Source organism: Kosmotoga arenicorallina S304, assembly GCF_001636545.1.
Classification (GTDB): Bacteria; Thermotogota; Thermotogae; order Petrotogales; family Kosmotogaceae; genus Kosmotoga_B; species Kosmotoga_B arenicorallina.
The window spans coordinates 137523-158578 of record NZ_JFHK01000005.1 but is presented as its reverse complement, the minus strand read 5'-3'; the positions used below and the strand labels follow the sequence as shown (position 1 = coordinate 158578).

General features: G+C 39.4%; 23 protein-coding genes, 1 pseudogene and 1 riboswitch. Of the genes and pseudogenes, 15 read left to right on the top strand and 9 right to left on the bottom strand.

Annotated elements, in window-relative coordinates; genetic code table 11:
- Positions 1 to 53: 53 nt before the first annotated feature.
- Positions 54 to 908: pseudogene (locus tag AT15_RS10390) on the top strand (transporter substrate-binding domain-containing protein).
- Positions 909 to 926: 18 nt separating this feature from the next.
- Positions 927 to 1880 carry a sensor domain-containing diguanylate cyclase gene (locus AT15_RS10385; protein ID WP_235598508.1) on the top strand — a complete coding sequence of 318 codons (954 nt, stop codon included), beginning with the start codon at positions 927 to 929 and terminating at the stop codon, positions 1878 to 1880.
- On the opposite strand, the gene AT15_RS04925 is transcribed toward AT15_RS10385, so the two are convergent.
- Complete coding sequence (locus AT15_RS04925) at positions 1877 to 3433, bottom strand: DEAD/DEAH box helicase (protein ID WP_068346949.1); 1557 nt, start codon at positions 3431 to 3433, stop codon at positions 1877 to 1879. The two genes, AT15_RS10385 and AT15_RS04925, sit on opposite strands and share 4 nt — an antisense overlap.
- A gap of 157 nt (positions 3434 to 3590) precedes the next feature.
- Positions 3591 to 3691, top strand: a riboswitch (purine riboswitch).
- A 52-nt stretch (positions 3692 to 3743) separates the two neighbouring features.
- Between AT15_RS04925 and xpt the strand changes: the two genes are divergently transcribed.
- The gene (xpt, locus tag AT15_RS04920; protein ID WP_153019708.1) at positions 3744 to 4331 is read left to right on the top strand and encodes a xanthine phosphoribosyltransferase; all 588 of its coding nucleotides are present in this window, start codon (positions 3744 to 3746) and stop codon (positions 4329 to 4331) included.
- 77 nt (positions 4332 to 4408) lie between these two features.
- On the opposite strand, the gene AT15_RS04915 is transcribed toward xpt, so the two are convergent.
- Together AT15_RS04915 and AT15_RS04910 are read right to left on the bottom strand one after the other, a co-directional pair.
- Complete coding sequence (locus AT15_RS04915; RefSeq protein WP_068346948.1) at positions 4409 to 4903, bottom strand: hypothetical protein; 495 nt, start codon at positions 4901 to 4903, stop codon at positions 4409 to 4411.
- 133 nt (positions 4904 to 5036) lie between these two features.
- Positions 5037 to 5546 (bottom strand): hypothetical protein, encoded by a 510-nt coding sequence (locus AT15_RS04910; RefSeq protein WP_068346946.1) that lies wholly within the window; start codon positions 5544 to 5546, stop codon positions 5037 to 5039.
- Between the two features lie 293 nt (positions 5547 to 5839).
- Between AT15_RS04910 and AT15_RS04905 the strand changes: the two genes are divergently transcribed.
- The 4 genes from AT15_RS04905 (at position 5840) to AT15_RS04890 (ending at position 8667) form a co-directional block, all read left to right on the top strand.
- Entirely contained in the window at positions 5840 to 6640 is an 801-nt protein-coding gene (locus AT15_RS04905; protein ID WP_068346944.1) for a hypothetical protein, read from the top strand.
- Positions 6637 to 6849 (top strand): hypothetical protein, encoded by a 213-nt coding sequence (locus AT15_RS04900; protein ID WP_068346942.1) that lies wholly within the window; start codon positions 6637 to 6639, stop codon positions 6847 to 6849. Before AT15_RS04905 ends, AT15_RS04900 begins: the two co-directional genes overlap by 4 nt.
- 40 nt (positions 6850 to 6889) lie before the next feature.
- Positions 6890 to 7618, top strand: coding sequence for a protein-L-isoaspartate O-methyltransferase family protein (locus AT15_RS04895; RefSeq protein ID WP_068346941.1), 729 nt, complete (start codon positions 6890 to 6892; stop codon positions 7616 to 7618).
- A gap of 98 nt (positions 7619 to 7716) precedes the next feature.
- The gene (locus tag AT15_RS04890) at positions 7717 to 8667 is read left to right on the top strand and encodes a hypothetical protein (RefSeq protein ID WP_068346939.1); all 951 of its coding nucleotides are present in this window, start codon (positions 7717 to 7719) and stop codon (positions 8665 to 8667) included.
- An 8-nt stretch (positions 8668 to 8675) separates the two neighbouring features.
- Here the strand turns inward: AT15_RS04890 and AT15_RS04885 are convergent, their stop codons facing one another.
- Complete coding sequence (locus AT15_RS04885) at positions 8676 to 9371, bottom strand: hypothetical protein (RefSeq protein WP_068346937.1); 696 nt, start codon at positions 9369 to 9371, stop codon at positions 8676 to 8678.
- 66 nt (positions 9372 to 9437) lie between these two features.
- Here AT15_RS04885 and AT15_RS04880 point away from each other — a divergent pair, with 66 nt between their 5' ends.
- The 8 genes from AT15_RS04880 to infB all read left to right on the top strand — a co-directional run bounded on the left by AT15_RS04880 (position 9438) and on the right by infB (position 17774).
- Positions 9438 to 10952, top strand: coding sequence for a bifunctional ADP-dependent NAD(P)H-hydrate dehydratase/NAD(P)H-hydrate epimerase (locus tag AT15_RS04880; RefSeq protein ID WP_068346935.1), 1515 nt, complete (start codon positions 9438 to 9440; stop codon positions 10950 to 10952).
- Between the two features lie 91 nt (positions 10953 to 11043).
- Positions 11044 to 12204, top strand: coding sequence for an RNA polymerase factor sigma-54 (locus AT15_RS04875; RefSeq protein WP_068346933.1), 1161 nt, complete (start codon positions 11044 to 11046; stop codon positions 12202 to 12204).
- A complete protein-coding gene (locus AT15_RS04870) occupies positions 12201 to 12848 on the top strand; it encodes a thiamine diphosphokinase (protein WP_068346931.1) in 648 nt (215 codons plus the stop codon). The genes AT15_RS04875 and AT15_RS04870 overlap by 4 nt, the downstream gene beginning before the upstream one ends.
- Positions 12827 to 13366: a phosphodiesterase gene (gene yfcE / locus AT15_RS04865; RefSeq protein ID WP_068346928.1), complete on the top strand. Its 540-nt coding sequence runs from the start codon at positions 12827 to 12829 to the stop codon at positions 13364 to 13366. The genes AT15_RS04870 and yfcE overlap by 22 nt, the downstream gene beginning before the upstream one ends.
- A complete protein-coding gene (locus AT15_RS04860; RefSeq protein WP_068346926.1) occupies positions 13363 to 14598 on the top strand; it encodes an alpha/beta hydrolase in 1236 nt (411 codons plus the stop codon). The genes yfcE and AT15_RS04860 overlap by 4 nt, the downstream gene beginning before the upstream one ends.
- Before the next feature lie 99 nt (positions 14599 to 14697).
- Complete coding sequence (locus AT15_RS04855; protein ID WP_068346924.1) at positions 14698 to 15333, top strand: MBL fold metallo-hydrolase; 636 nt, start codon at positions 14698 to 14700, stop codon at positions 15331 to 15333.
- Positions 15329 to 15700: a L7Ae/L30e/S12e/Gadd45 family ribosomal protein gene (locus AT15_RS04850; RefSeq protein WP_317133688.1), complete on the top strand. Its 372-nt coding sequence runs from the start codon at positions 15329 to 15331 to the stop codon at positions 15698 to 15700. Before AT15_RS04855 ends, AT15_RS04850 begins: the two co-directional genes overlap by 5 nt.
- Positions 15678 to 17774 carry a translation initiation factor IF-2 gene (gene infB / locus AT15_RS04845; RefSeq protein ID WP_068346921.1) on the top strand — a complete coding sequence of 699 codons (2097 nt, stop codon included), beginning with the start codon at positions 15678 to 15680 and terminating at the stop codon, positions 17772 to 17774. The genes AT15_RS04850 and infB overlap by 23 nt, the downstream gene beginning before the upstream one ends.
- Here the strand turns inward: infB and AT15_RS04840 are convergent.
- The 5 genes from AT15_RS04840 to AT15_RS04820 are packed head-to-tail and all read right to left on the bottom strand — an operon-like array spanning position 17771 to position 21055.
- Complete coding sequence (locus AT15_RS04840; protein ID WP_068346919.1) at positions 17771 to 17995, bottom strand: hypothetical protein; 225 nt, start codon at positions 17993 to 17995, stop codon at positions 17771 to 17773. The genes infB and AT15_RS04840 overlap by 4 nt on opposite strands.
- A 4-nt stretch (positions 17996 to 17999) precedes the next feature.
- Complete coding sequence (locus tag AT15_RS04835) at positions 18000 to 18548, bottom strand: metal-dependent hydrolase (protein WP_068346917.1); 549 nt, start codon at positions 18546 to 18548, stop codon at positions 18000 to 18002.
- The gene (locus AT15_RS04830) at positions 18548 to 18994 is read right to left on the bottom strand and encodes a hypothetical protein (RefSeq protein WP_068346915.1); all 447 of its coding nucleotides are present in this window, start codon (positions 18992 to 18994) and stop codon (positions 18548 to 18550) included. The genes AT15_RS04835 and AT15_RS04830 overlap by 1 nt, the downstream gene beginning before the upstream one ends.
- Complete coding sequence (locus AT15_RS04825) at positions 18987 to 19865, bottom strand: DUF4895 domain-containing protein (RefSeq protein WP_068346913.1); 879 nt, start codon at positions 19863 to 19865, stop codon at positions 18987 to 18989. Before AT15_RS04825 ends, AT15_RS04830 begins: the two co-directional genes overlap by 8 nt.
- A complete protein-coding gene (locus tag AT15_RS04820; protein WP_068346911.1) occupies positions 19862 to 21055 on the bottom strand; it encodes a vWA domain-containing protein in 1194 nt (397 codons plus the stop codon). Before AT15_RS04820 ends, AT15_RS04825 begins: the two co-directional genes overlap by 4 nt.
- Between the last annotated feature and the right edge of the window lies 1 nt (position 21056).

Below are 21056 nucleotides of genomic sequence, written 5' to 3'. Positions count from 1 at the left end.
TATAATCGTTATGACAGGAGGAAGAGGTGGGTTCAACGAAAAAGTTTTTTCTTATGACTTTTCTTTTTTTATTATACGCTTTGAATATCTTTGCAGGAAATCTTCTCTTTGGTGGCGACAGTAATTATCCTCCTTATGAGTATATAGATGGATCCGGAAATATCATGGGATTCAATGTAGAGCTTGTTAGAGCGATTGCAAAAGTAACAGGTCTTGAGATTGAAATATGATTGGATAAATGGGACAGGATTCGTTCGGATTTTGATGATGGAAAACTTGATGCGCTTCTCGGAATGGCTGTAACACCCCAGAGAACGGAACAATTCATTTTTTCTATTCCGCATAATACCCTCTATATGACGGTATTCCTTCGAAAAGGTACCAAAATGCCAGAATCGGAAACTGATCTTCACAATAAACCAATCATTGTTCAAAAAAACGGAGTAATGCACGATTACCTTCTCGAAAAACATATTACCGACCAGATCATTGCTGTTGATTCTCCTCTTGAGGGCCTGAAGCTTCTTTCAGAAGGTGTTGGATCCTATGGTATCTTCGGGAAGTATCAAGCTCTGTACCTTATAAAAACACATGAATTAAAAAATCTCGTTTATTCAGATTGGGCAGTATACGAGAGAGATTATGCCTTTGCCGCGCAAAAAGACAATGTAGCCCTTCTCAATAAGCTCAACAAAGGGCTGCTCTTACTGATAAAAAACGGTGAATACACCAGACTTTATGAAAAGTGGTTCGGGCCTCTGGATCGGGAAGCGGTTTACGGTGGGAAGATTGTAAAAACCCTATACTATACATTGGCTATTCTTGCTTCAATTACATTGCTGATCTTCTTTTGGAGCTGGTTTCTAAAAAGAAATGTAAAGCGAAAAACATTGGATTTAAACGAATAGCTCAATGAAAATCGTCTTTTGAAAGAAAAAGCAGAAAGGCTTCATGATATTGCCTTGCAAATGGAGAAGTGTAAAACGGAGGAAGAAGTTTATGACCTTATTGTCAACGCAGCAAGAAACATACTCAGTTTTGATGTTTACAGCTTGGATATTTTAGAAGGCGAAGAATTAGTGGTAAAGAGAAAATCCCCGGAAATAAACTGCCCCTTGCGAACCCCCAAAGATGAAGGAATAGCGGGCAAAACTCTTTTAACAGGCAAAACTATCGTAATAGATGATATCAAAAGCGCTCCTGAAGCCCGACCTGTAAACCCAAGAATAAGATCAGCAATAAGTGTTCCAATTGGTGAATATGGGATTTTTCAAACTATCTCGTATGAAGTGAAGGCATTTACAGAGTACGATGTAAAAATGGCTGAATTATTGTCACTGCACGCGGCAGAGGCGATACGCAGGATAAGGGTTCAAAAAAGAGAGCGCTACCTTGCTTTTCATGATAGCCTTACAGGACTTTACAACCGCGCCTTTCTTGAGGAAGAGCTCAATAGACTCGATACGGAAAGAAATTTGCCCATAAGCATAGTGTTTATAGATGTGAATATGCTTAAAATAGTAAATGATACATATGGGCATTTTGTAGGTGATGATTATTTGAAGGAAATAGCAAAGGCCATTCAAAAATCCTGTCGACATGAGGACCTCGTAGTTCGCTGGGGCGGGGACGAATTTGTAATTTTACTCATTAAAACAGAACGGGAAAAAGCAAAAGAAATTGTTAAGAGAATAGAGATAAAATTGGCAAAGATCAATCATTTCCCTGTTCAGGTATCTGTAGCAGCGGGTACCGCAACAAAAACGCTTCCCGGTGAAGATATCCATCAGGTGCTTAGGGAAGCAGAAAAAAACATGTATGAAAATAAAAGACTTTTCAAGATTCAGTCACAGAAAGCAAAAACCTCAGATGAAGCTTAACTTGCCCTTTGAACAGAAACCCTGTTTCCTTTGACCTTACTGTGGTTCAAGGACTCAATAACAAGATCAGCATATTTCCGTTCAACTTCCACGTAGCTACGTTTATCCAGAAGCTTGATAGCACCGATTCTATCTCCAGGAATACCCGCCTCTCCGGTAATAGCCCCGACAAGGTCTCTGGCTCTTATATTGTGCTTTTTACCGGCATTTACAACGAGTTTTATCATTTTACGATCCTGAGGAGACTCCAGATCTTGCTTGATATTGTTCCGGGAAAAGTTCAGCTTTATAAGTGCAGCTGCTATTTCCATTGAGGTATATCCTCGTTCGATTAGTTTTTCAACAGCGGGAACATAATCACCCAGATTTCCCTGTTCCAGGATGCTGCTAACCTCTTCGATGAAGGCTTCAGCCTTTCTGGCCTTAATATCTTTTGTGCTTGGAATATTCATTTTGTTGATTTTGATTTTTGTGTAACGTTCTATTTCCCTTAACCTATGAAGTGATCTTCCATATGCAAAGCTAAAAGCCATGCCCTTTTTCCCTGCCCTGCCTGTTCTGCCAATCCTGTGTACGTAATATTCTTCATCATCTGGAACATCGTAATTGAACACTGCGTCTATATTGTCCACATCGATGCCACGTGCCGCAACATCGGTAGCAACGAGAATCTTGATCAATCCATTCCTGAAGCTTTTCATCACCCTATCTCTGAGGGATTGGCTCATATCCCCATGGAGTCCATCAGCTGAATAATCTATTTCCTGGAGTTTTACGACAAGCTCATCGACTTTCTTTTTAGTGTTACAGAAAACAAGGGAAAGCTCCGGATTGTAGTAATCGATAAGACGTGAAAGTACATTTGTCTTACTGGATTCTTTGACTTCAAGGTAATATTGCTCAATGGTGGGAACGGTTAAAACCCTTTCAACCACTCTTATGAGCTCAGGATCTCTTTGAAATTTTCTTGCCAAAGCCACAATTGGTTTAGGCATTGTCGCAGAGAAAAGAACAGTCTGTCTGTCCGTATTTATCTCGCTCAAAATGTATTCAATGTCTTCAAGAAATCCCATGTTTAGCATTTCGTCTGCTTCGTCCAGCACTACATACCTAACCTTGTCCAGTTTGAGGGTTCCACGGCGCATGTGATCCATAAGCCTTCCGGGGGTTCCAACAACGATTTGAACTCCCTTTCTCAAAGCCCTAATTTGCCGTTCGATTGGTTGCCCTCCATATACCGTTACTGCGCTAAGCTCACTTCGATTGATTCCAAGGGAGTTTATTTCTCTGGTAACCTGAACTGCCAATTCCCTGGTTGGGCACAAAACAAGTGCCTGCACATGTCTGGATGAGAAATCCAACTGTTCGAGCATGGGAATGGTGAAGGTTGCTGTTTTTCCTGTTCCTGTGTGTGCCTGGCCAATGATGTCTTTACCTTTGAGAATCGCGGGAATCGCTGAGGACTGTATCGGAGTAGGTGTGGTGAAGCCCATTTTTTCAATTGCTTTAAGCGTTTTGGGGGATAACCCCATTTCAGTAAAATTTTTGTTCATTCATTCAATCCTTTCAAGAATATTCCACAGATTATACATTAAATTGATATGATTGTTATCACAGACTATGTCGATAAGGTAAATGTTTAAGAGATAGGGATAAGGGGAGACTCTATCATTCCTTGAATTATCTTTCGCCACATGTTAGCATCTAATCAAATAGAATATCTTTCCGGCTCATATAATCACAGGAATATGGCCTGTGGGTCTCTACCGGCAACCGTAAATTGCCTGGCTATGAGCGGGACTTTCTTTTTGTCCCGGCTCATAGGAGTCGGGATTTTTATTGGAGGTAGGTATTGTGGATCAAATGAATGCAACTGAAAAATGTACGCAATTGTTGAAAAAACTCGTTGAAGAGAAAGGGGAAATACTTGAATGTGGAATTTTGAAAGTTGATTCCTTTCTAAACCATCAGATAGACCCTGAATTGATGAAAAATATTGGGAAGGCAATAACAGAAAAGTTTGGCAAAATGGAATTGACAAAAGTTATAACTGTTGAAAGTTCTGGTATTGCACCAGCAATGTCTGCCAGCTTATATCTTGGAACACCTCTGGTCTTCATCAGAAAAAAGCGGCCCATTACAATGCTTGACTACATCAAAGCTGAAGCCCCTTCACATACAAAGGGTGGAATTACAGAATTGTTTGTTTCCAAAGAAATGCTTAACCCCAATGACAAAGTCCTGATTATCGATGATTTTCTGGCAAGTGGAAAGACCATTGAAGCTGTTGCAAACATGGTGCTGAGCACAGGTGCTGAATTGAAGGGTATAGTAGGGGTGATAGAGAAGACTTTTGAAAAGGGTCGAAAAAAATTGGCTCATTTTAATGTTCCCGTTATAAGCTTGCTAAAGATACATTCCCTTAATGGCAAGGTTGAATTTGAAAATTAGAAGAACATTCCCGAAGAATGTTGATAGGAAAAATCAAGAGGGGTTAATACCCCTCTTGATTGCTAAATTCCTCAGGCTCAGAATGTATAACCAAATTCCAGCGTAAACAACCTTCCAATTGTGTTTCCTATGTCTTGAAGTGCTGCCAGAGTTGTAAATTCAACAAATCCATGCATTCCCAGCTTCATTCCTCCGCCAACTCTCAAAACAACGAAATTTGGTGCAACTCCACCAAAGGAAATTAGAACTCCAAGATCTGCAAGGGCATACATTCTCCCAAAGGGTAAATGCCCGCCAGCATAGGCATACCATATAAGCCCCGGTGGGAAAGCTACTAAGTTTGAACCTGCATCAGCTGAAAAGGCGAATAGCATGAAGGGGGTCATAAGGCCACCATGGAACATTCCAAGAGTAACTCGAGCATCGATGCTTTCGGCAATCCCCACAAAGGGTGTTGCGCTCGGATCAATAACGTAACTCGCAACTACAAGGCTATTTGCACCAAGGGAAAGCTTTCCAAAAGCTAATACAGCCACAATGATTATCAGAGTACTAAGTAGTACCTTTCTCATTGCACAATCACCTCCTCGGCATTATATTACACGCCGAAAGAAAAAAAACAATGGAATTTCATGACTCATGCAACATTTTTTGAAAAGATGACATTTAGATTATCCAAATGCCACGTTAAATTTAAAAGGCTTTTCAGAACTCGTATCCGAATTCCAGATCGAAGTTTTTATATGACATATCAACTGGCGCAAGCCATTTCATGAAGCCAGCTTCAAAGAACCAGTGCTTTCCGAGGTTTATTCCGCCACCAATTCTCAAAAGTGGAATTCCGGCAAAGGGACCTGTAACTGTCATACCTACATCTGCAAGTGCATATATACTATTACCAAGATGAAGGCCACCATAAAGATATATCATAGCAAAAGGCACGGGAGAAATAGAGCGTTCACTGGTTTCTAAGTTAATTGCGTATTGAATGAAAGGGACGGCTAAACCTGCATGAAACAAACCGAAAGAAGCTCTGAGATCCAGACTTCCCAGAATTGTCAAAAGGTTTGAAAGATCAGGTACAATTATTATTCCGCGGCTTGGTGACACATCATAGGTAACAAAAACTCCCAAACCATTTAATCCCACGGAAAAAGCCCCGAAAATTGTGATACTTAAAACCACGATCAAAATACTCAGCAAAATTCTTTTCATATGAGCTCACCTCCAACAAGATAATATTCCTTGCATGATTGAAATCATTATATTGAGAGATAGTTATACTGAGTTTTTTTAATTCTTTTTATGAACTACGGTCTTTTTGGATCAGGTATTCGTTTGACAAGCCTTAGCAGTACCTTTGTTGGGGGCAAATGTTATATAATAAATTGAAATTTCACCGAAATACCACTTAATTACTAAAAATCACTTCAGCAGAAATTTATGGCTATTCTTTTTGGATTGCATAGACCAGCAAAAAATGCTGGATGAAGAGAGGGAACACAAATATGATAGTTGGTTTACTTTTAGATGCACCGTTATTTTACTTTGCAATATATAGTGTTTTTTCTGGTGAATACATCATACCCATGATTGTTCTTGTGCTTTCTTTGCTTTCTCTTTATAAGGGTTCATGGCTATATGTAAGGACACTGGTTCTTTCTATAGCTTTTATCATTTTGTTCTTTTTGAAATACTCTCAAACCATTGGTTATCTTTTTCCATTATTGTCTGCAGCCAGTAATCTTTTGCAGCTTATTATAAAAAATAGAAATCTCCCGGATATTAAATTGGAGGGGAAAGAAAAAGCAGGTCAAAGAAAACATTTTGTACTTTTTTCTGTTGTTGCAGTTGTGGGAGTGATGGTTATTACGACGCTGCTTTTTTATGAGTTTTCTGTATTGACGCTCATATTATCCTGTGCGACGGTAGCTGTAATAGTAGGGCTTATGAATGTTTATGTTACTTCAAATCTTATTAGTAGTGTCTGGAGCTTTCACACAGTAAAGCAGCTTATGGCAGGCTATTATATCCCTTACATGAAAGGTGGCCGAAAGCATCCTGCAAGGCTTATCGACGAATCGTTAAAAGACCTTGAAGAAACCAGAGCGAAGTTGCTATTGAAAATGCAAACTGCTCTCAGTGCAAAAAATGCAATTAGCGTTCTTATCGTGCTGATACTGGTTGTAGCTCTATATGGTGTGTTCAAATTGCTTGAAGTTCGATTTGAAGAGTATAACAGAATGATATTTGAAAAACTGGAAAGTATTTTTGAATTTCTTAATAGTGCTGGAGGTGAGTTGTTTTGACGATTTTTTATGATGTAGTAGGGTTTATCATTATAGTCGCAGGTGGCTATGCCTTTTTTAATACGTTTGATTTTTTGGGGAATGAAAATTTCCTTGCTGCAATTTTTTCCTTTCTTAGCGCCGTAATTCTTTTTGTTGGTGGTATTAACTTGCTGAAAACATCTATCGCAGCAAAACTCGAAATCATGAAGGAACGAAAAGAAAAATGACCTTTTCACCTATGGCGTTAAAATAGCCAGGGGGATTATCATGGATGGACCTTCAAAGGTTCTGGCTGATGAACTGAACTTTATGGGAATTTTAAAAGATAAAAGGCTTTACGATGCTGTTTGTAAAATCAATAGACGTGATTTCGTCCTTCCAAAATATAGAGCAATGGCGAATTATGATAGGGTTCTTCCCAGCTGGGAAGAAGACGGCAAAGTTGTAAGCACTTCCACGCAGCCTTCCCTCGCTATAGAAATGATAAAATTGCTAAAAATTCCTGAAAAGGCAAAAATTCTCGATATAGGTACCGGAACAGGTTATGCAACAGCAATAATGGCCACTGCTTATGCTCATGTTTCAATAGTAAGCATCGAATGGCTTCCTTCTCTTGTAGAAATCGCTCTGGAAAATTTTAGAAAATATGGTATAAGCAATGTGAAAATTCATTCAGGGGATGGTTATATCGGCTGTAAGGAGCAAGCTCCTTTTGACAGGATCATCTCAATGGTGGCACCTTCAGACATTTCTCCATTCTGGTTCAAACAGCTCGAAGTGGGAGGTATTTTGGTTTCCCCCATTTTTGTGAACAGCATGTACACTCCGGTAATAACCTGTGAAAAGACTTCTAAAAGGGAACTTATTTGCAAAAAATCAATCGATGCAGTATTCATACCCATGGAACAGCATACTGATAATAGCTTTTCAATGAAAATTTCCGAAATGCGATTTGAACTGTCAGGAAACAGACTAATTTATAAATCTTTCCATTAGCTTCTTTGTTGCAATTCACTGCATTTGGGCACTTGCTTAATATTATTAAAACCTTTTCAGCTAACCATCATACTATCATTACAATAGGGGGTGGTCAGATGAAGAAAGTCTTTTCTTTGTTCCTTTTTGTCTTGCTAAGCATTAACTGTTTACTCGCCCTGGAAATATACGCTGGAAAAGGATTTGAAGGAGTCGAAATGGTCAGCGTAAAAAACGGTGAAACAACCATTTTGAATTCACCTTTGAACTATGTAAAATCGGGAATAAAAGTTGGAAGCTATCTCTTTTTGGCTATGAGGAACTTTGGCTTTTCCATTCTTGAAGCTGACGATCTGAAGTTGCGAAATATTGTTCATGTGGGCCATGCTACCGATATAGCAATAAATATTGAATCTCTTGATCTTCTCATATCTGATGGTAGCAGGGGTATTTTGCATTACAAATTTTTCCGTCCTGATTTTTTAAAATTTGTTGAAATGGTTCCTGTGCACGGCTGGGTAGTCGATATCGACGTCTGGAAAGACTATCTTATAGTTGCAACTGATGGTTTTGGGTTGTACTTATACAAGAAAATCAACGGATATTTTCAGGAGATAGATAAACTTGGCGGTTACGAATTACCCAGATCCTCTAACGATATCTTGCCATCTGAGATATTTGTAAATAAGGGCAGGATTTTTTTAGCTTCCGGTCACAAGGGATTGATGGTAATAAGAATAAATGAAGACAAACTGGTTGTTGAGGAAAGCATTGGGATTGGATACGCAATTTCCCTTGATTTCCAGCAGGGAAAGCTAATTGTCGCGGATTTGAAAGGAAAAAGAGTTCTCCTTTTTGATGTATCTGGCAAATTGAAGTTCATAAAACAGTTCAACTTGACCGAAGAACCAAGAAAGGTAAAGCTCATTGAAGACCCTCAGACAGAAGAGATGTTTTTAGTTATCATCACCGATTCTGGAATTCATCTGAAAAACCTTTCAACGGCAGAAGATTTATGGATTTATGGAATATACAGCGACATCATTAAACCCCTGATTTACGAACCATGAGGACATTCTTAGCGAAACGTTGAATAATAAATTTCTCTCAATGTATTGAAGCTCTCGACAACATCAAATTTGAATTCTTCAAATTGTATTCTTACACTTTCCCTTTCTAACCGGTCGGTTAGCAATATAGACTCGGGAAGGGGAAATCTTCCCGGTTCCATTTCAAAGCCAAGAACTATTTTCATGATATTTGGTATATAACCTCCTCCACGCAGCAATCCCATAAATCTGAGTTTGGATTCATTTGGGGTAATATAATAAGAAATCTCGTTGGAATTTTCCACTTTTTTCCAGTCGAAATTTTTTGGATCGGTAAGTCCACCAAAAAAACCTGCAAGGAAATTTCCCAGCAAAGTAAAGTCGTCCATAGTTCTGTATTGTTTCCATGGTTTCTTGTCGATAATGCTAAACAACACATTTTCCCTTTCAAGAAAAACAAATGCAATTCCTGAAAGCTCCTCAGGGGCTGTGATTTCCAGATACCAATCTGAAAAGTCTGAGGTCAGGAAATTTATGCCAATCCAGAACTCTATATCTGTTTCTGTACCAGTCGATGTATCAATTAAGGAAAACTCAATGCGCGCTTTAAATGAAAGGCTTTTCTCAAGTGAAAGCCTTTCCAGAAAAAGTGCGAGAGGATCAAATTCCATTGAAAAAGCAGAAATAACTGAGAATATGAAGAATGTGATCAGAATCTTTTTCAAACAATCGCCTCCCGATGAATTATAACATTCTGTTTTGGAGTGTTATCATAATATTGGGGTGATCCGATGAAATTGGTTTTTCCAAAACAAATGAAGGAGATAGACAGAAGAACAATAGAGGAATTTGGCATTCCTTCTCTTCTGTTAATGGAAAATGCAGCTACTGCTCTTGAACATGAAATTATCCCTTTCTCCCCGCACAAAGTGCTGTTGCTTTGCGGAAGTGGCAATAATGGTGGTGATGCCTATGCAGCAGGAAGAAAGCTATTGGCAAGAGGGATAGAAGTCAGTGCATTAAGAATAGGAATGCCATCTACCAGAGAAGCAAGATTCAATTACAAATTATTCAAAAATTTTGGTGGAAAAGTTTATGGGTTCAAGGCACTTACAGAGAAGATCAAATGTTTTATAAAAAAGCATGATCTTGTTCTCGATGGTTTGTTTGGTGTAGGCTTTAAAGGGATGCTCAGTGCCGAAATTATAGATCTTATAGAATACTTGAATGCCCTGTCAATATTTAAAATTGCGGTGGACATTCCCTCAGGGATCAATGGCATAAATGGCACGGTTAATCCAGTTGCTTTTAAAGCAGATACTACCGTCACTTTTGGCGCAGCTAAACCTGGACATTATTTTTTCCCTGGTCATAGTTTCACTGGACTGCTTAAGATTGCAAAAATAGGATTTCCAGAGAAACTCTTTGAAACTTCCAACATCGAGCTTGTGGATGATAAGCTTGCAAAAGCCTTTCTTCCCGAAAGAATTCCCTGGGGTCACAAAGGCACTTTTGGGAAAGTGTGCATTGTGGGAGGAAGTAGCAAATATACCGGAGCAGCACTTTTAGCTGCACTTGGAAGCATCAGGATTGGCGCAGGGATGGTGTATACCTTTACGCCTAAAGAAACACAAAGAGTTGTACGCAATAGCTTGCCAGAAGTTATTAGCATTGCTTCGAAATCAGCTATTTTGACCTCTGAAGATTTAGAAACGCTTCATGCTCTAATTGATGATATTGATACTCTTGTCGTGGGCACGGGGATAGGCAGAGCCGATGAAACGGTTGAATTTGTAAAAAAACTGCTCTCAAGTGAAAAGGTGAAGAGCCTAAAAGCTGTAATTATTGATGCCGATGCATTATACGCAGTTAGTAAGGTGCCTGAAATAATAATGGGAAGAGAAAATTTCCTTCTCACCCCTCATCCAGGCGAATTTTCCAGATTAACCAGAAAAGCTGTCGAAGAAATCGTTAACAACATAGATGCTGTAAAATCCTTTGCAAGAGAAATGGAAACACGGCTAATATTGAAAGGGGCGGTTTCCATTATCGCGAATGAATCTGGTAATATCTGGCTGAATAATACTGGAAACACAGGACTTGCAAAAGCTGGTAGCGGAGATTTGCTTTCTGGAACAATCGCAGGCCTTGTAGCTCAAGGATTATCACCTTTAGAAGCTTTGATATTTGGTAGTTATTTCATGGGAAAAGCCGCGGAGCTTGCTCAAGAGTATGAGGCTACACTTTCAGCGAGTATGATAGCCGATAACTATGGAAAGGTTTTTGAATATCTGAAAACGCTTTAGAATGATTTGAAAAGCAAGGGTATAATTGTTATTGGAATAAAAAACGGGTTGTTGAGATCCTCGAATACCTGTTAGATAGTATGGTGATAGTGTGAAACTCGGTCATAATCTTACGCAGCGGCTTGAACAGAAATTAAAATTATCCCTGAAAGTGCAGCAGGCTCTCAGGCTCCTCCAGTTCAACTGCCTGGAATTGAAATCCGAACTGAATGAGATTGTTGAAGAAAATCCTTTGCTTGAGCTGGAAAGAGATGAATATGAGCTAATTCCTGAAGAAAGGGCAGAGGAGCCTGAAGAGGATTACAATTCAGGAATGGATTACAATATCTACATGCGTGAAATCCGCGATGATTTTCAGGGATGGGACTTTGAAAGAATTGAAGGCCCCAAACCGTCTTTTGAAGAAATCCTTTCCGATCTCGCTTATTATTTACTTGACAGTGCAGAATATGAAGTCTTCGAAGCCCTTAAAGAAAATATGGATGGGAGAGGCATCCTCAAGAAAAACCTTCAGGAAATCTCTAAAGACTACGGTTTTCAACCAAAGCTGATAAAAAAAGTTATAAGCCAAATTCGCGAAGCAGGATTTGAAGGAATATTCTCAGAAAATCTTGAAGAAATGAAAAAACTCAGAGGCGACAATCTTTTTCCTACTTCGGGTTATGAAGATGGTATGCCTATAAAGTATATCGAACCTGACTTGTATATTGATTTCAACGATGGGAATTTCATTGTAAGTGTACGTGATTATGGCCTTAAGATAAAAATTGACGAGGCTTATAAAAACTGCCTTCAAGAGCAAAATAGTGAAGCTGGGAAATATCTTAATGAGAAACTTCAGGAAGCTAAATTTTACATAAATGCACTTGAAAAGAGACGCTCAATCCTTTTTAACATAGGCCGGGAGCTTGTGAAAAAAAACAGTGCATTTTTTCTGGGGCAGAAAAAGAGGTTAATACCGCTGAAAATGACTGAAATTGCTGAAAAGAGCGATGTTGTTGTTTCTACAGTAAGCAGAGCTGTTAAAGGTAAATATGTTCAAACACCCGTTGGTACTTTCACAATGAGATATTTTTTTGGCAGCGAGCAAACCAGGCAAAATGCTATGGAAGTGATTGCCGAGCTAGTAAAAGAAAATCCCGGCCTTAGCGATTCTAAAATCGCAAAAATTTTACATCAGAGAGGAATTAAAATAGCCAGAAGAACGGTCAACAAATACAGGCGAATGCTATTTTCTGGAGAAGATAAATGAGAACTGCTGCTATATTCCTTGGAGGGAAAAAAGATTCTTCGGATACCTTTTTGCGAAGGATTGTAGAACTTTCAAATTTTATCGTTGCTGTTGATTCTGGAGCTGAATATTTAAAGGAATTGGGCATTATTCCTGATCTTTTGATTGGAGACTTTGACTCTATAACCCCTGAAACCCTTAATTGGTGTATTTCAAAAAAAGTCAAAACAATCCGGTTTCCCCATGAAAAAGATGAAACAGACACAGAACTGGCCTTGAAAGAAGTTTCTCTCAGAAGCTTCGAACGGGTTTTATTGTTAACAGCCACTGGAGAAAGGGAAGACCATTTTCTAGCTACGCTCCTATTGATGTTGCAGTTTTCAGATAAATTTGAAATAAAAATACTCTCCGAAAGGCTTGAGGTTGGTGTGATAAATGGTTCCAAAACTTTGCAAGCAATTCCCGGTGAAACATGGTCTGTTTTTCCGCTGGGTGATGCAATCCCCAGCGTAACACTAAAGGGTTTCAAATATGAATTGAATGACGTAAAAATGCCTTTTGAAAAACCTTTTGGGATTTCTAACATTGCGGTGAAAAGTAAAGTGTTGATATCTGCTGAAAAGGGAAAGGTGGTATATTTCAGGTGGTCAGGAAAGTCCTTGTGATTTCCGATACACATGGTTCAATAGAAAGCTTTGAGAAAATAATAAAGCTTGTTGGAGAAATTGATCTTATTATTCACGCTGGTGATTATCTTTATCATGGCCCAAGAAACAGGATACCAAAAGGGTATAATCCAGGCAGGCTGGCGGAAAGGTTCAAAGAATTCAAAGATAGATTTATTGGAGTTAAAGGGAACTGCGATGCAGAGGTAGATTTTATGCTTATGGAAACTTCAGAATTGCCAGCAGTGAAATTTACAAGCTTAAACTCAAAAAAAATACTGGTTTTCCACGGGCACAAGCTTGTGGAATCAGGAAATGCCGAAATTATAATCGGAGGCCATACTCATATTCACAAGTTGAGTCATTATGACAGAAAAATCATCATGAATCCCGGGAGTCCTTCATTACCAAAGGATGGGACGGCAGGGACCTTTGGGTTTATTGAATTCGGGAACATCATAACTTTTAGTATATTCGACTTAAATGGGATGCTTATAGAAAAGGAGGAATTCAAATGAGGAAATTCATTCCTTTGCTTTTACTGCTGGTGTTTATGGTTTCCGGTTGCTCATTGCTGAAAAATCAAAGTATTAACTCCGTCCCCAAAAACTCGAATGGTTCTGTGGATGTATCGACTAATGGCAAGGTAAGAATCACCTTTGTGGTTAGTGTTCCCGGTTATACTCCAGAAGATGCCGATATTTATATAGGAGCTTCTTTCAATGGGTGGAATCCAGGGGATCCGGCGACAAAGATGAATAAGGTTGCGGATAATGAATATGAACTCACGCTTGAATTTGATGCTGGCGAACATATAGAGTTCAAATTTACACGTGGAAACTGGGAAACCGTTGAAAAGGGAGAAAAGGGCGAAGAAATATCCAATCGGACAATGGAGATAAAGGAATCAGGTGTGTTTAAATTTGAAGTGAAGCATTGGAGAGACTTTGTAGAAAAGGGGCTTGTCGAAGTGAATTTGCCTCATACATTAACAGGGGACTTTGAGAGCTTTGAATTGTTTTCTCCTGAACTAAACAACAAAAGAAATATAATAGTTTATCTCCCACCAAGTTATAAAAATGATCTTCAGAAGCGCTATCCCGTGCTTTACATGCATGACGGGCAAAATCTTTTCGACGCCGTGACGTCCTTTGTTGGAGAGTGGGAAGCTGATGAAACTGCAGAAAAGCTTATAAAAAGTGGCGAAATCAAAGAGATTATCATTGTCGGGATATATAATAAGGGAGACCAACGCCTTACAGAATACTCTCCCTGGCCATTCTCGAGCGATGGATACACCAGTGAAGGAAAAGGAGATCTTTATGTTGACTTTATCATCAATTCCCTGAAGCCATATATAGATGGGCATTTCAGAACACTACCAGATAGAGAAAGTACAGCAATTGCAGGTTCATCAATGGGTGGGCTGATATCTTTGTATGCTGCATTTAAAAAACCCGAAATTTTTGGCATGGTTGGTGCTATGAGTTCTTCATTCTGGGTATCAAATGGAAAAATCTTCGATTTTGTTGAAAATGCAGGTGTTAGAAATTTAAGAATATATATTGATATGGGAACCGGTGAAGGTGCACAAGCACTAAAAGACACTATAAAAATGGTTTCACTTCTGAAAAGTATTGGGTATACTGATGATACACTCCTTTATGTGGAAGATAAGGGTGCTCTTCATAATGAACAATTCTGGGCTAAACGATTTCCAGAGATGTTGAAGTTTTTCTTTGGAAAATAAAATTCAGGTTTCCAATGAAAAAGATGCCGAATCACCTTTTTTTACCCTGCAGTACGCCACGATTAATGCGTGTTATAATAATCAAATGGGGGTGGTATGATGAAAATCAGGTGGTATGGCCATTCATGCTTTTCCATTGAAAGCACAGGGAAAATCCTTTTAACTGACCCTTTTGACAGGTCAGTGGGTTACGAAATACCAGCCGTCGAACCTGATCTTGTAACTGAGAGCCACCAGCATTTTGACCACAATGCCCATAATCTTTTGAAGGGTAGTTTTGAGGTAATCAAAGACCCGGGGGAATATGCGAGATTTGGTTTTGCCATAAGGGGATATCTAACGTACCATGATTCTTCCAGAGGTGCTGAAAGAGGCACGAATATTATTTTCGATATTACCGTACCTGAAGGCATACGGGTAGTTCATCTTGGTGACCTCGGCACAGTACCTGAAAAAGATTTACTCGAAAAGCTAAAGGAACCGGATGTCCTGCTGATACCAGTGGGAGGTGTCTATACAATAGATTCCATAAAAGCAAAAGAACTTTGTGACGAGTTATCGCCGAAGGTTGTAATTCCCATGCATTTTAAAACAAAATCTCTGAAATTCAATTTAGCTCCGGTTGATGAATTTTTAAAGTATTTCAATAACTATGAAGAAAGAGAAGAGCTTTTAGTAAAAACAAGAGAAGAGTTTTCAAAGATAAAGGTCAGGGTAATTAAGCTGAAGTATTGATGTTTTTGGAGGTGTTTCTATCAACGAAGGGAAACTGCTATCATTTCTTGGGCTTGCAAAAAAGGCAGGTAAAATTGTTTTTGGTAAAGAAATGATACGTTCGTATTTGCGTGAAAATATCAGAAATAAGGTGCTTGTCATAGCCAGTGACGCAAGCAATTCAATAAAAGCTGACTGGAAAAAGCGCTGTCAGAGTCATGATGCTGTCTATATAGTTTTGAAAAATACGAGCAAGTTAGATCTGGCCAGGGCTATTGGGCTTGGTAATATTTCAGCTGTTGGAGTAATGGACGACAGAATCGCTGCTGAAATCATAAAGCTGGTCAGATCAGGAGGTGAAGAAAATGCCAAAAACCAGAGTCTATGAATTAGCAAAGAGATTGAAAATCAGCACGAGAGAGCTTATGGATGAGCTTGAAGAGCTTGGAGTAACGGTAAAAAGCCATATGTCTATGCTTGATGATGAGACGGTGAATATAATTGCCAGCCTCTATGAAGAGGAAAAAAAGGAAATACGTGTTGTAAAAACGCCCGAAAAGAAAAAAACTAAAAAAGAAGACGAGAAAAAAGAAACAGTGCTTGATGAAGAAGAAAAGAGAAGGAAGAAAGAAGAGGCTGAAAAGACGCTTAAAGAGAGTGGCAAAAAAACTGTACATTTGGACCCGGAAGAGCTTAAATTGAATATACTGGCTGAAAAAATAAAAATCCCGCTTTCAAAGATAATTAAGGATCATTTTATGCGGGGGATAATATTAAGACCCGCTCAAGCCGTAAATCTCGAGGAAGCCAGGCAAATTGCCGCTCAATACGGCTGGAATGTCGAATTAAAGGAAGAGGAAATCTCAGATCCGCTGGAAATGCTGAAAGTTAAATATGAGAAATTGTATGGTGATGAATCAAAGCTTGTTCAAAGGCCTCCTGTGGTTACAGTAATGGGTCATGTGGACCATGGAAAGACAACTCTTCTTGACAGAATTAGAAAGACAGCTGTTGCGGAAAAGGAAGTTGGCGGAATAACACAATCCATTGGTGCTTATCATGTAGAAGTAAATGGAAAAAGAATAACCTTTATTGATACTCCGGGGCATGAAGCTTTTACGGAAATGAGAGCGCGTGGGGCTCAGGCTACTGATATAGTTGTTCTTGTAGTGGCGGCGGATGACGGTGTTATGCCGCAAACCATAGAGGCTTTCAACCACGCCAAAACAGCTAATGTGCCCATTATTGTGGCTATCAATAAAATAGATAAACCAAATGCAAATATCGATTTGACGAAACAACAACTTGCTTCAAAATTAGGCCTGGTACCGGAAGATTGGGGCGGAGATACGATTGTAGTGCCTATCTCGGCGAAAATGGGTAAAGGCATTGATGAATTGCTTGAGATGATCTTACTTGTGGCTGAAATGAGTGAGATAAAGTGTGTTCCCGAAGGAAATGCCAGAGGCATAATAATTGAATCTGAATTGGACAAAGGTGTTGGACCTCTTGCTACGGCAATTATCAAAGATGGCATTTTGAGACCGGGAGATTATATAGTTGCAGGTTCCACTCATGGTAAGGTAAGAGCATTGAGGGATGAAAAAGGAAGAAAAGTTAAAATGGCTGGACCTTCTGATCCCGTTCAGATAATAGGGTTTGAGGAAGTTCCGGATATGCACGAAATCCTATATGTAGTGGATAATCTTGACCAGGCGAGGGAAATATCTGCCTTTGTTAAGGAAAGGCAAAAGAAAGAAAGAATGGTGAAGGGCAAGAGACATGTCAGACTTGAAGAATTCATGAGAGTTTCCGGTGATGGTGAACGAAAGACACTGAACTTAATAATCAAATCCGATTCTTTTGGAGCTGTTGAAGCCCTCAAACAGGCTGTTGCTAAATTAGAAACGGAAGAAGTTCATATAGAGACAGTTCATTCAGGAATTGGACCTGTAAACAGCAGCGATATTATGCTTGCGGCTGCCTCTGATGCAGTAGTTATCGGATATAAAGTGAAAACCGATGCCCAGGCCCGTTCTCAGGCTGAAGAAGAGGGAGTGCAAATAAAGCTCTATGAAATCATCTTTGATCTTATTGACGACCTTAAAAAGGCACTTGAAGGCTTGCTTGAACCTGAAGAAGTGGACGAGGTTGTCGGGCATGGTGAAGTAAAGCAGGTTTTTAAAATAAAGAAACTCGGTAATATTGCAGGGGTCCAGCTGCACGATGGATATGTTACAAAGGAAGGCTTTGTAAGGGTTTACAGAAATAACGAAGAAATCTTTGATGGGAAAATTGAATCCTTGAAACACTACAAAGAAGAAGTCAACAAAGTAGACGCACCCAAAGAATGTGGAATAAAGCTTTTGGGATTCGATAGTGTTCAGGAAGGCGACCAGCTCGAATTCCATATCAAAAGGCAAGTCAAGAGAACACTGGAATTCAATAAAGGGGAGAACTAAGAGTTCTCCCCTTTGCTTTCCTCATTATCTTCCTCTTCTTTCTGCTTTTCATAAAATTTTTTGAAGATAATGTACCTCATGTACATTATTACAACGATTGCTGCAACGGTAATTATAAGGGAAAGCCATTTTCCCGAAAACAGGAGTCCTACCATTAAAAAAACAAGGAGAAATATCAGTAATATATATATCAGGTCAAAGAAAGGGAGAAATCTTTTCATCTTTTTAACCACCTTTCATTACCATGTCTAAAAATCTATGAAGATTATAGCCGAAAAAGGCAGCAAGGGAGAGAAACAGGCTATCTTTCAGGGAGTAGCTCCTGATGGAAAAAGCAGTGCCGAAAACAATTCCGCCGTATATAAGAGTCGCCCAGATGCTATGCAGAAAGCCCCTGTGCTTGAACAATTTCAGTAGCTTTGAAATCAATGTGCCTGCCAAAATGGAAACGAAGAACAACAGCGGGATTGAAATGAATTGAAAAGGAACGATTTCAGCCAAAACAGTGTAGACGTATTTCAAAAGGATTTCAGCAAAAATCGCAGAAGCCACAATAACTGTTATAAGAACTTCCGCTATTCGCCTTGCGAGAGATTCTCCCGCATCGATATCCGGCAAGTCGCTTCCCAGAACATATAGTAAAAACCCAAAGGTTATTGTAACAGGGTCAATATCCAGTGATATTTTAATAAGTTCCGAAATCAAATAGAAAGCCAATAAATATAAGGGATAGGTATAAATGCCAGCAGCAATGTGTATTTTGAAATTGGGCATTATATTTCCCTCCTGAAAAAGTAACCGGAAGACGAAATCCCGACGTATAGTCTTAGGTCTTTAAATTCTGCATAACCCGGAGCGGATTTTTCGAGCACTTTTCTGCTATTATCGTCAAAGGGAAGAAGATGCAATCTGGAAAATCTCCTGTATATACTTATCAACGATTCATCTACGTCGACGCCCACTGTAGCCACAATCCCCCGCACGAAGAGATATTCAAGAATTTCTCTGGAGACAAGTGCATTTTCCTTGAGAAAGGCCATTTCATTAGCAAGGCTAAAAAGCTGAGTCCCTTCATGCTCTTCATAAAAGCGATAACGACTGAAATTTTCTTCATCAAATACGTATATCCTGCCGCTGTAAGAAATCAAGTCAGAGGCCTTAAAAGTTCTAAATATCTTCTTTGACGGCGGATACTGTATTTTTATAAATGGCTTAATCATTCTTCAACACTTCTCCAAGAGGCAATATCTTAATCGAATTTATCATAGTTTCAACAGCACCTTCTATGCTCTTGCTATACATATCATAAAAAAGACCGATATTTCGATAAATACCAAGAGAATCAGTCAGGGCAATTTCATAGACGCTGGTAGCAATTCCTGAAAAGTTCATATCTGGAGAAATATTTGAAGGCCTTAATAACCTATGATTTTTCACAACCAGGCTCCTGAACAGTCTGGAAAGCTCTATAATAATCGACAGATCGATATTGTAATTCAATCTGGGGCGTCCGGTTACGATCTTGACAATTTCTTCTGTTGGATAAATAAACACCTCTCCTTTTCTAAGCTTTACCCATCTTCTGTAATATTTGCAGTAATAGCTGAAAAGTTCAGCGCTCACTTTCTCAGCCATTTTGTAAAACCCTTTTCCGGAAAGGCTGGCTTTCAGCATTTCTCTCTTAAGCAATCGCTCGTTACCGCAAAAAGCCACAAAGTAAGTCCTCAAAGGAGACTGAAGAATAACACGTGAAAGGGATATCTCCGATTCAGGGAACAAGCTGCTATAAAGCTTTCCAAGAAGACTTGTTGTTTCCGATGGCCGATACCTGTAAATGGTGCTCATGCGTGTTAATGGGTTTTCGGAAGACAGCCCTAAGAAACTTCTCCCTTCTTCATCTATGAAAAGCGATAGTGTTGGAGCACGATTGTTTACGTCGGTAGCAACTGATGTTATAAAATGTCCGAATTGTGTTCCAAGAACTTCCTGCCTGCTTTTCAATTCAGTGGCATCTGAACTGAAGAGATCTTTATTGCTAAAATAGAATTCACTGAATAAAGAACTTAATGAATTGGGACCCTGAAAAATCATTTGAGAATCACCGCCGAGTATTTCCCGTATATCCTTCTTGCATCTTCGAGAAATCCAGGATTGAAATGTTTGGAGAGCACAAATACAACCTTTCTTTTTATATGAGGGATATCAGTAAAGCCATCGGTGAAGATAATCAGGCCTTCAGGTCTTAAATTTTCCTCTGCATAATCAACAGCCGGTTGTATGTTGGTTTCTCCCTTTCCGATAAGCTTGAGTTCTTTCCACATTCCACTCCCATACTTGGTGACGGATTGAACGGTTTCATCAACCTGAATCAACCATAGTCTGGAATCAGTCAATCGTGTTATGCTATCTATTTCGCCAAAAAAAGCATCGAATTCCTCGTCAACAATGCTACCACTTGTGTCAACAATTATAGCAACCTTCGCAGCGAAATCGCTCCGCCAGCCCGGTTGATCTTCATATCTCCTGTTTGGCCAGAGAGGTGTTCGGTACCTTCCAATATATTGAGCTGAACCGAAAAAGCTTCTAATTATTGTTTTCCAGTCCAACAGGGGTTTATTGATGAAAAGGGAAATTGAAGCTTCTATACCCTCTGGCGCACCTTTCTTAGCCTTTTCATAGGTTTCAGCCACGATGCTTTTAAGTAATTCTTCTACGAATTCCCGTGGTAATTCAAAGTCCCCAAAGTTTTCATGTGAATCCGCCTTTTCGAGATTTTCCTCCAGCAATTCCAGATCCAGGGTTTTATTGTTTTTCATAAATTCCACTGCCCAATTAAAATAAAACTCAGCGGTCTCTCCCGGCATTGAAGCGGGGGGAGCTACGAAAAAGCGCTCATTATCCGTTCCACATCCCTCCATGAGCAACTGATCCATAGGAAGGCTGAAAGCATCCAATGCAGGTATGTATTGGTTTACCGCTGCATCCATCGACAAATCCCACAAAGCTTTATATCTACTGCTTTTAATGGGTATCAAGAGGTGGCCGTTTACTATATGGAAACATTCGTGCTCCAGCAATGCCTGTACTAATGCCAGAGGTTTGGCAGAAAGGGTCTCCGGATTGTAGTGTAACTGAAGGCTTCCATTGTTTGAAACCCTGAGGCTGAATGTCCGGATTTTTAGAGATGGAAGGCGTTCAATATGCATGAAAAGGTAGTTATAAAAAGGGCTTTTCTTTGCGAGCTCCAAAACCGCCTCTTCCACTATGGAAATCCCGGACATG

Excerpts from the sequence above, each read along its gene's own strand:
- AT15_RS04925 (WP_068346949.1), bottom strand. The coding sequence starts at position 3,433 with ATGAACAAAAATTTTACTGAAATGGGGTTATCCCCCAAAACGCTTAAA.
- xpt (WP_153019708.1), top strand. The coding sequence starts at position 3,744 with ATGAATGCAACTGAAAAATGTACGCAATTGTTGAAAAAACTCGTTGAA.
- AT15_RS04915 (WP_068346948.1), bottom strand. The coding sequence starts at position 4,903 with ATGAGAAAGGTACTACTTAGTACTCTGATAATCATTGTGGCTGTATTA.
- AT15_RS04910 (WP_068346946.1), bottom strand. The coding sequence starts at position 5,546 with ATGAAAAGAATTTTGCTGAGTATTTTGATCGTGGTTTTAAGTATCACA.
- AT15_RS04905 (WP_068346944.1), top strand. The coding sequence starts at position 5,840 with ATGATAGTTGGTTTACTTTTAGATGCACCGTTATTTTACTTTGCAATA.
- AT15_RS04895 (WP_068346941.1), top strand. The coding sequence starts at position 6,890 with ATGGATGGACCTTCAAAGGTTCTGGCTGATGAACTGAACTTTATGGGA.
- AT15_RS04890 (WP_068346939.1), top strand. The coding sequence starts at position 7,717 with ATGAAGAAAGTCTTTTCTTTGTTCCTTTTTGTCTTGCTAAGCATTAAC.
- AT15_RS04880 (WP_068346935.1), top strand. The coding sequence starts at position 9,438 with ATGAAATTGGTTTTTCCAAAACAAATGAAGGAGATAGACAGAAGAACA.
- AT15_RS04870 (WP_068346931.1), top strand. The coding sequence starts at position 12,201 with ATGAGAACTGCTGCTATATTCCTTGGAGGGAAAAAAGATTCTTCGGAT.
- AT15_RS04860 (WP_068346926.1), top strand. The coding sequence starts at position 13,363 with ATGAGGAAATTCATTCCTTTGCTTTTACTGCTGGTGTTTATGGTTTCC.
- AT15_RS04855 (WP_068346924.1), top strand. The coding sequence starts at position 14,698 with ATGAAAATCAGGTGGTATGGCCATTCATGCTTTTCCATTGAAAGCACA.
- infB (WP_068346921.1), top strand. The coding sequence starts at position 15,678 with ATGCCAAAAACCAGAGTCTATGAATTAGCAAAGAGATTGAAAATCAGC.
- AT15_RS04840 (WP_068346919.1), bottom strand. The coding sequence starts at position 17,995 with ATGAAAAGATTTCTCCCTTTCTTTGACCTGATATATATATTACTGATA.
- AT15_RS04835 (WP_068346917.1), bottom strand. The coding sequence starts at position 18,548 with ATGCCCAATTTCAAAATACACATTGCTGCTGGCATTTATACCTATCCC.
- AT15_RS04830 (WP_068346915.1), bottom strand. The coding sequence starts at position 18,994 with ATGATTAAGCCATTTATAAAAATACAGTATCCGCCGTCAAAGAAGATA.
- AT15_RS04825 (WP_068346913.1), bottom strand. The coding sequence starts at position 19,865 with ATGATTTTTCAGGGTCCCAATTCATTAAGTTCTTTATTCAGTGAATTC.
- AT15_RS04820 (WP_068346911.1), bottom strand. The coding sequence starts at position 21,055 with ATGTCCGGGATTTCCATAGTGGAAGAGGCGGTTTTGGAGCTCGCAAAG.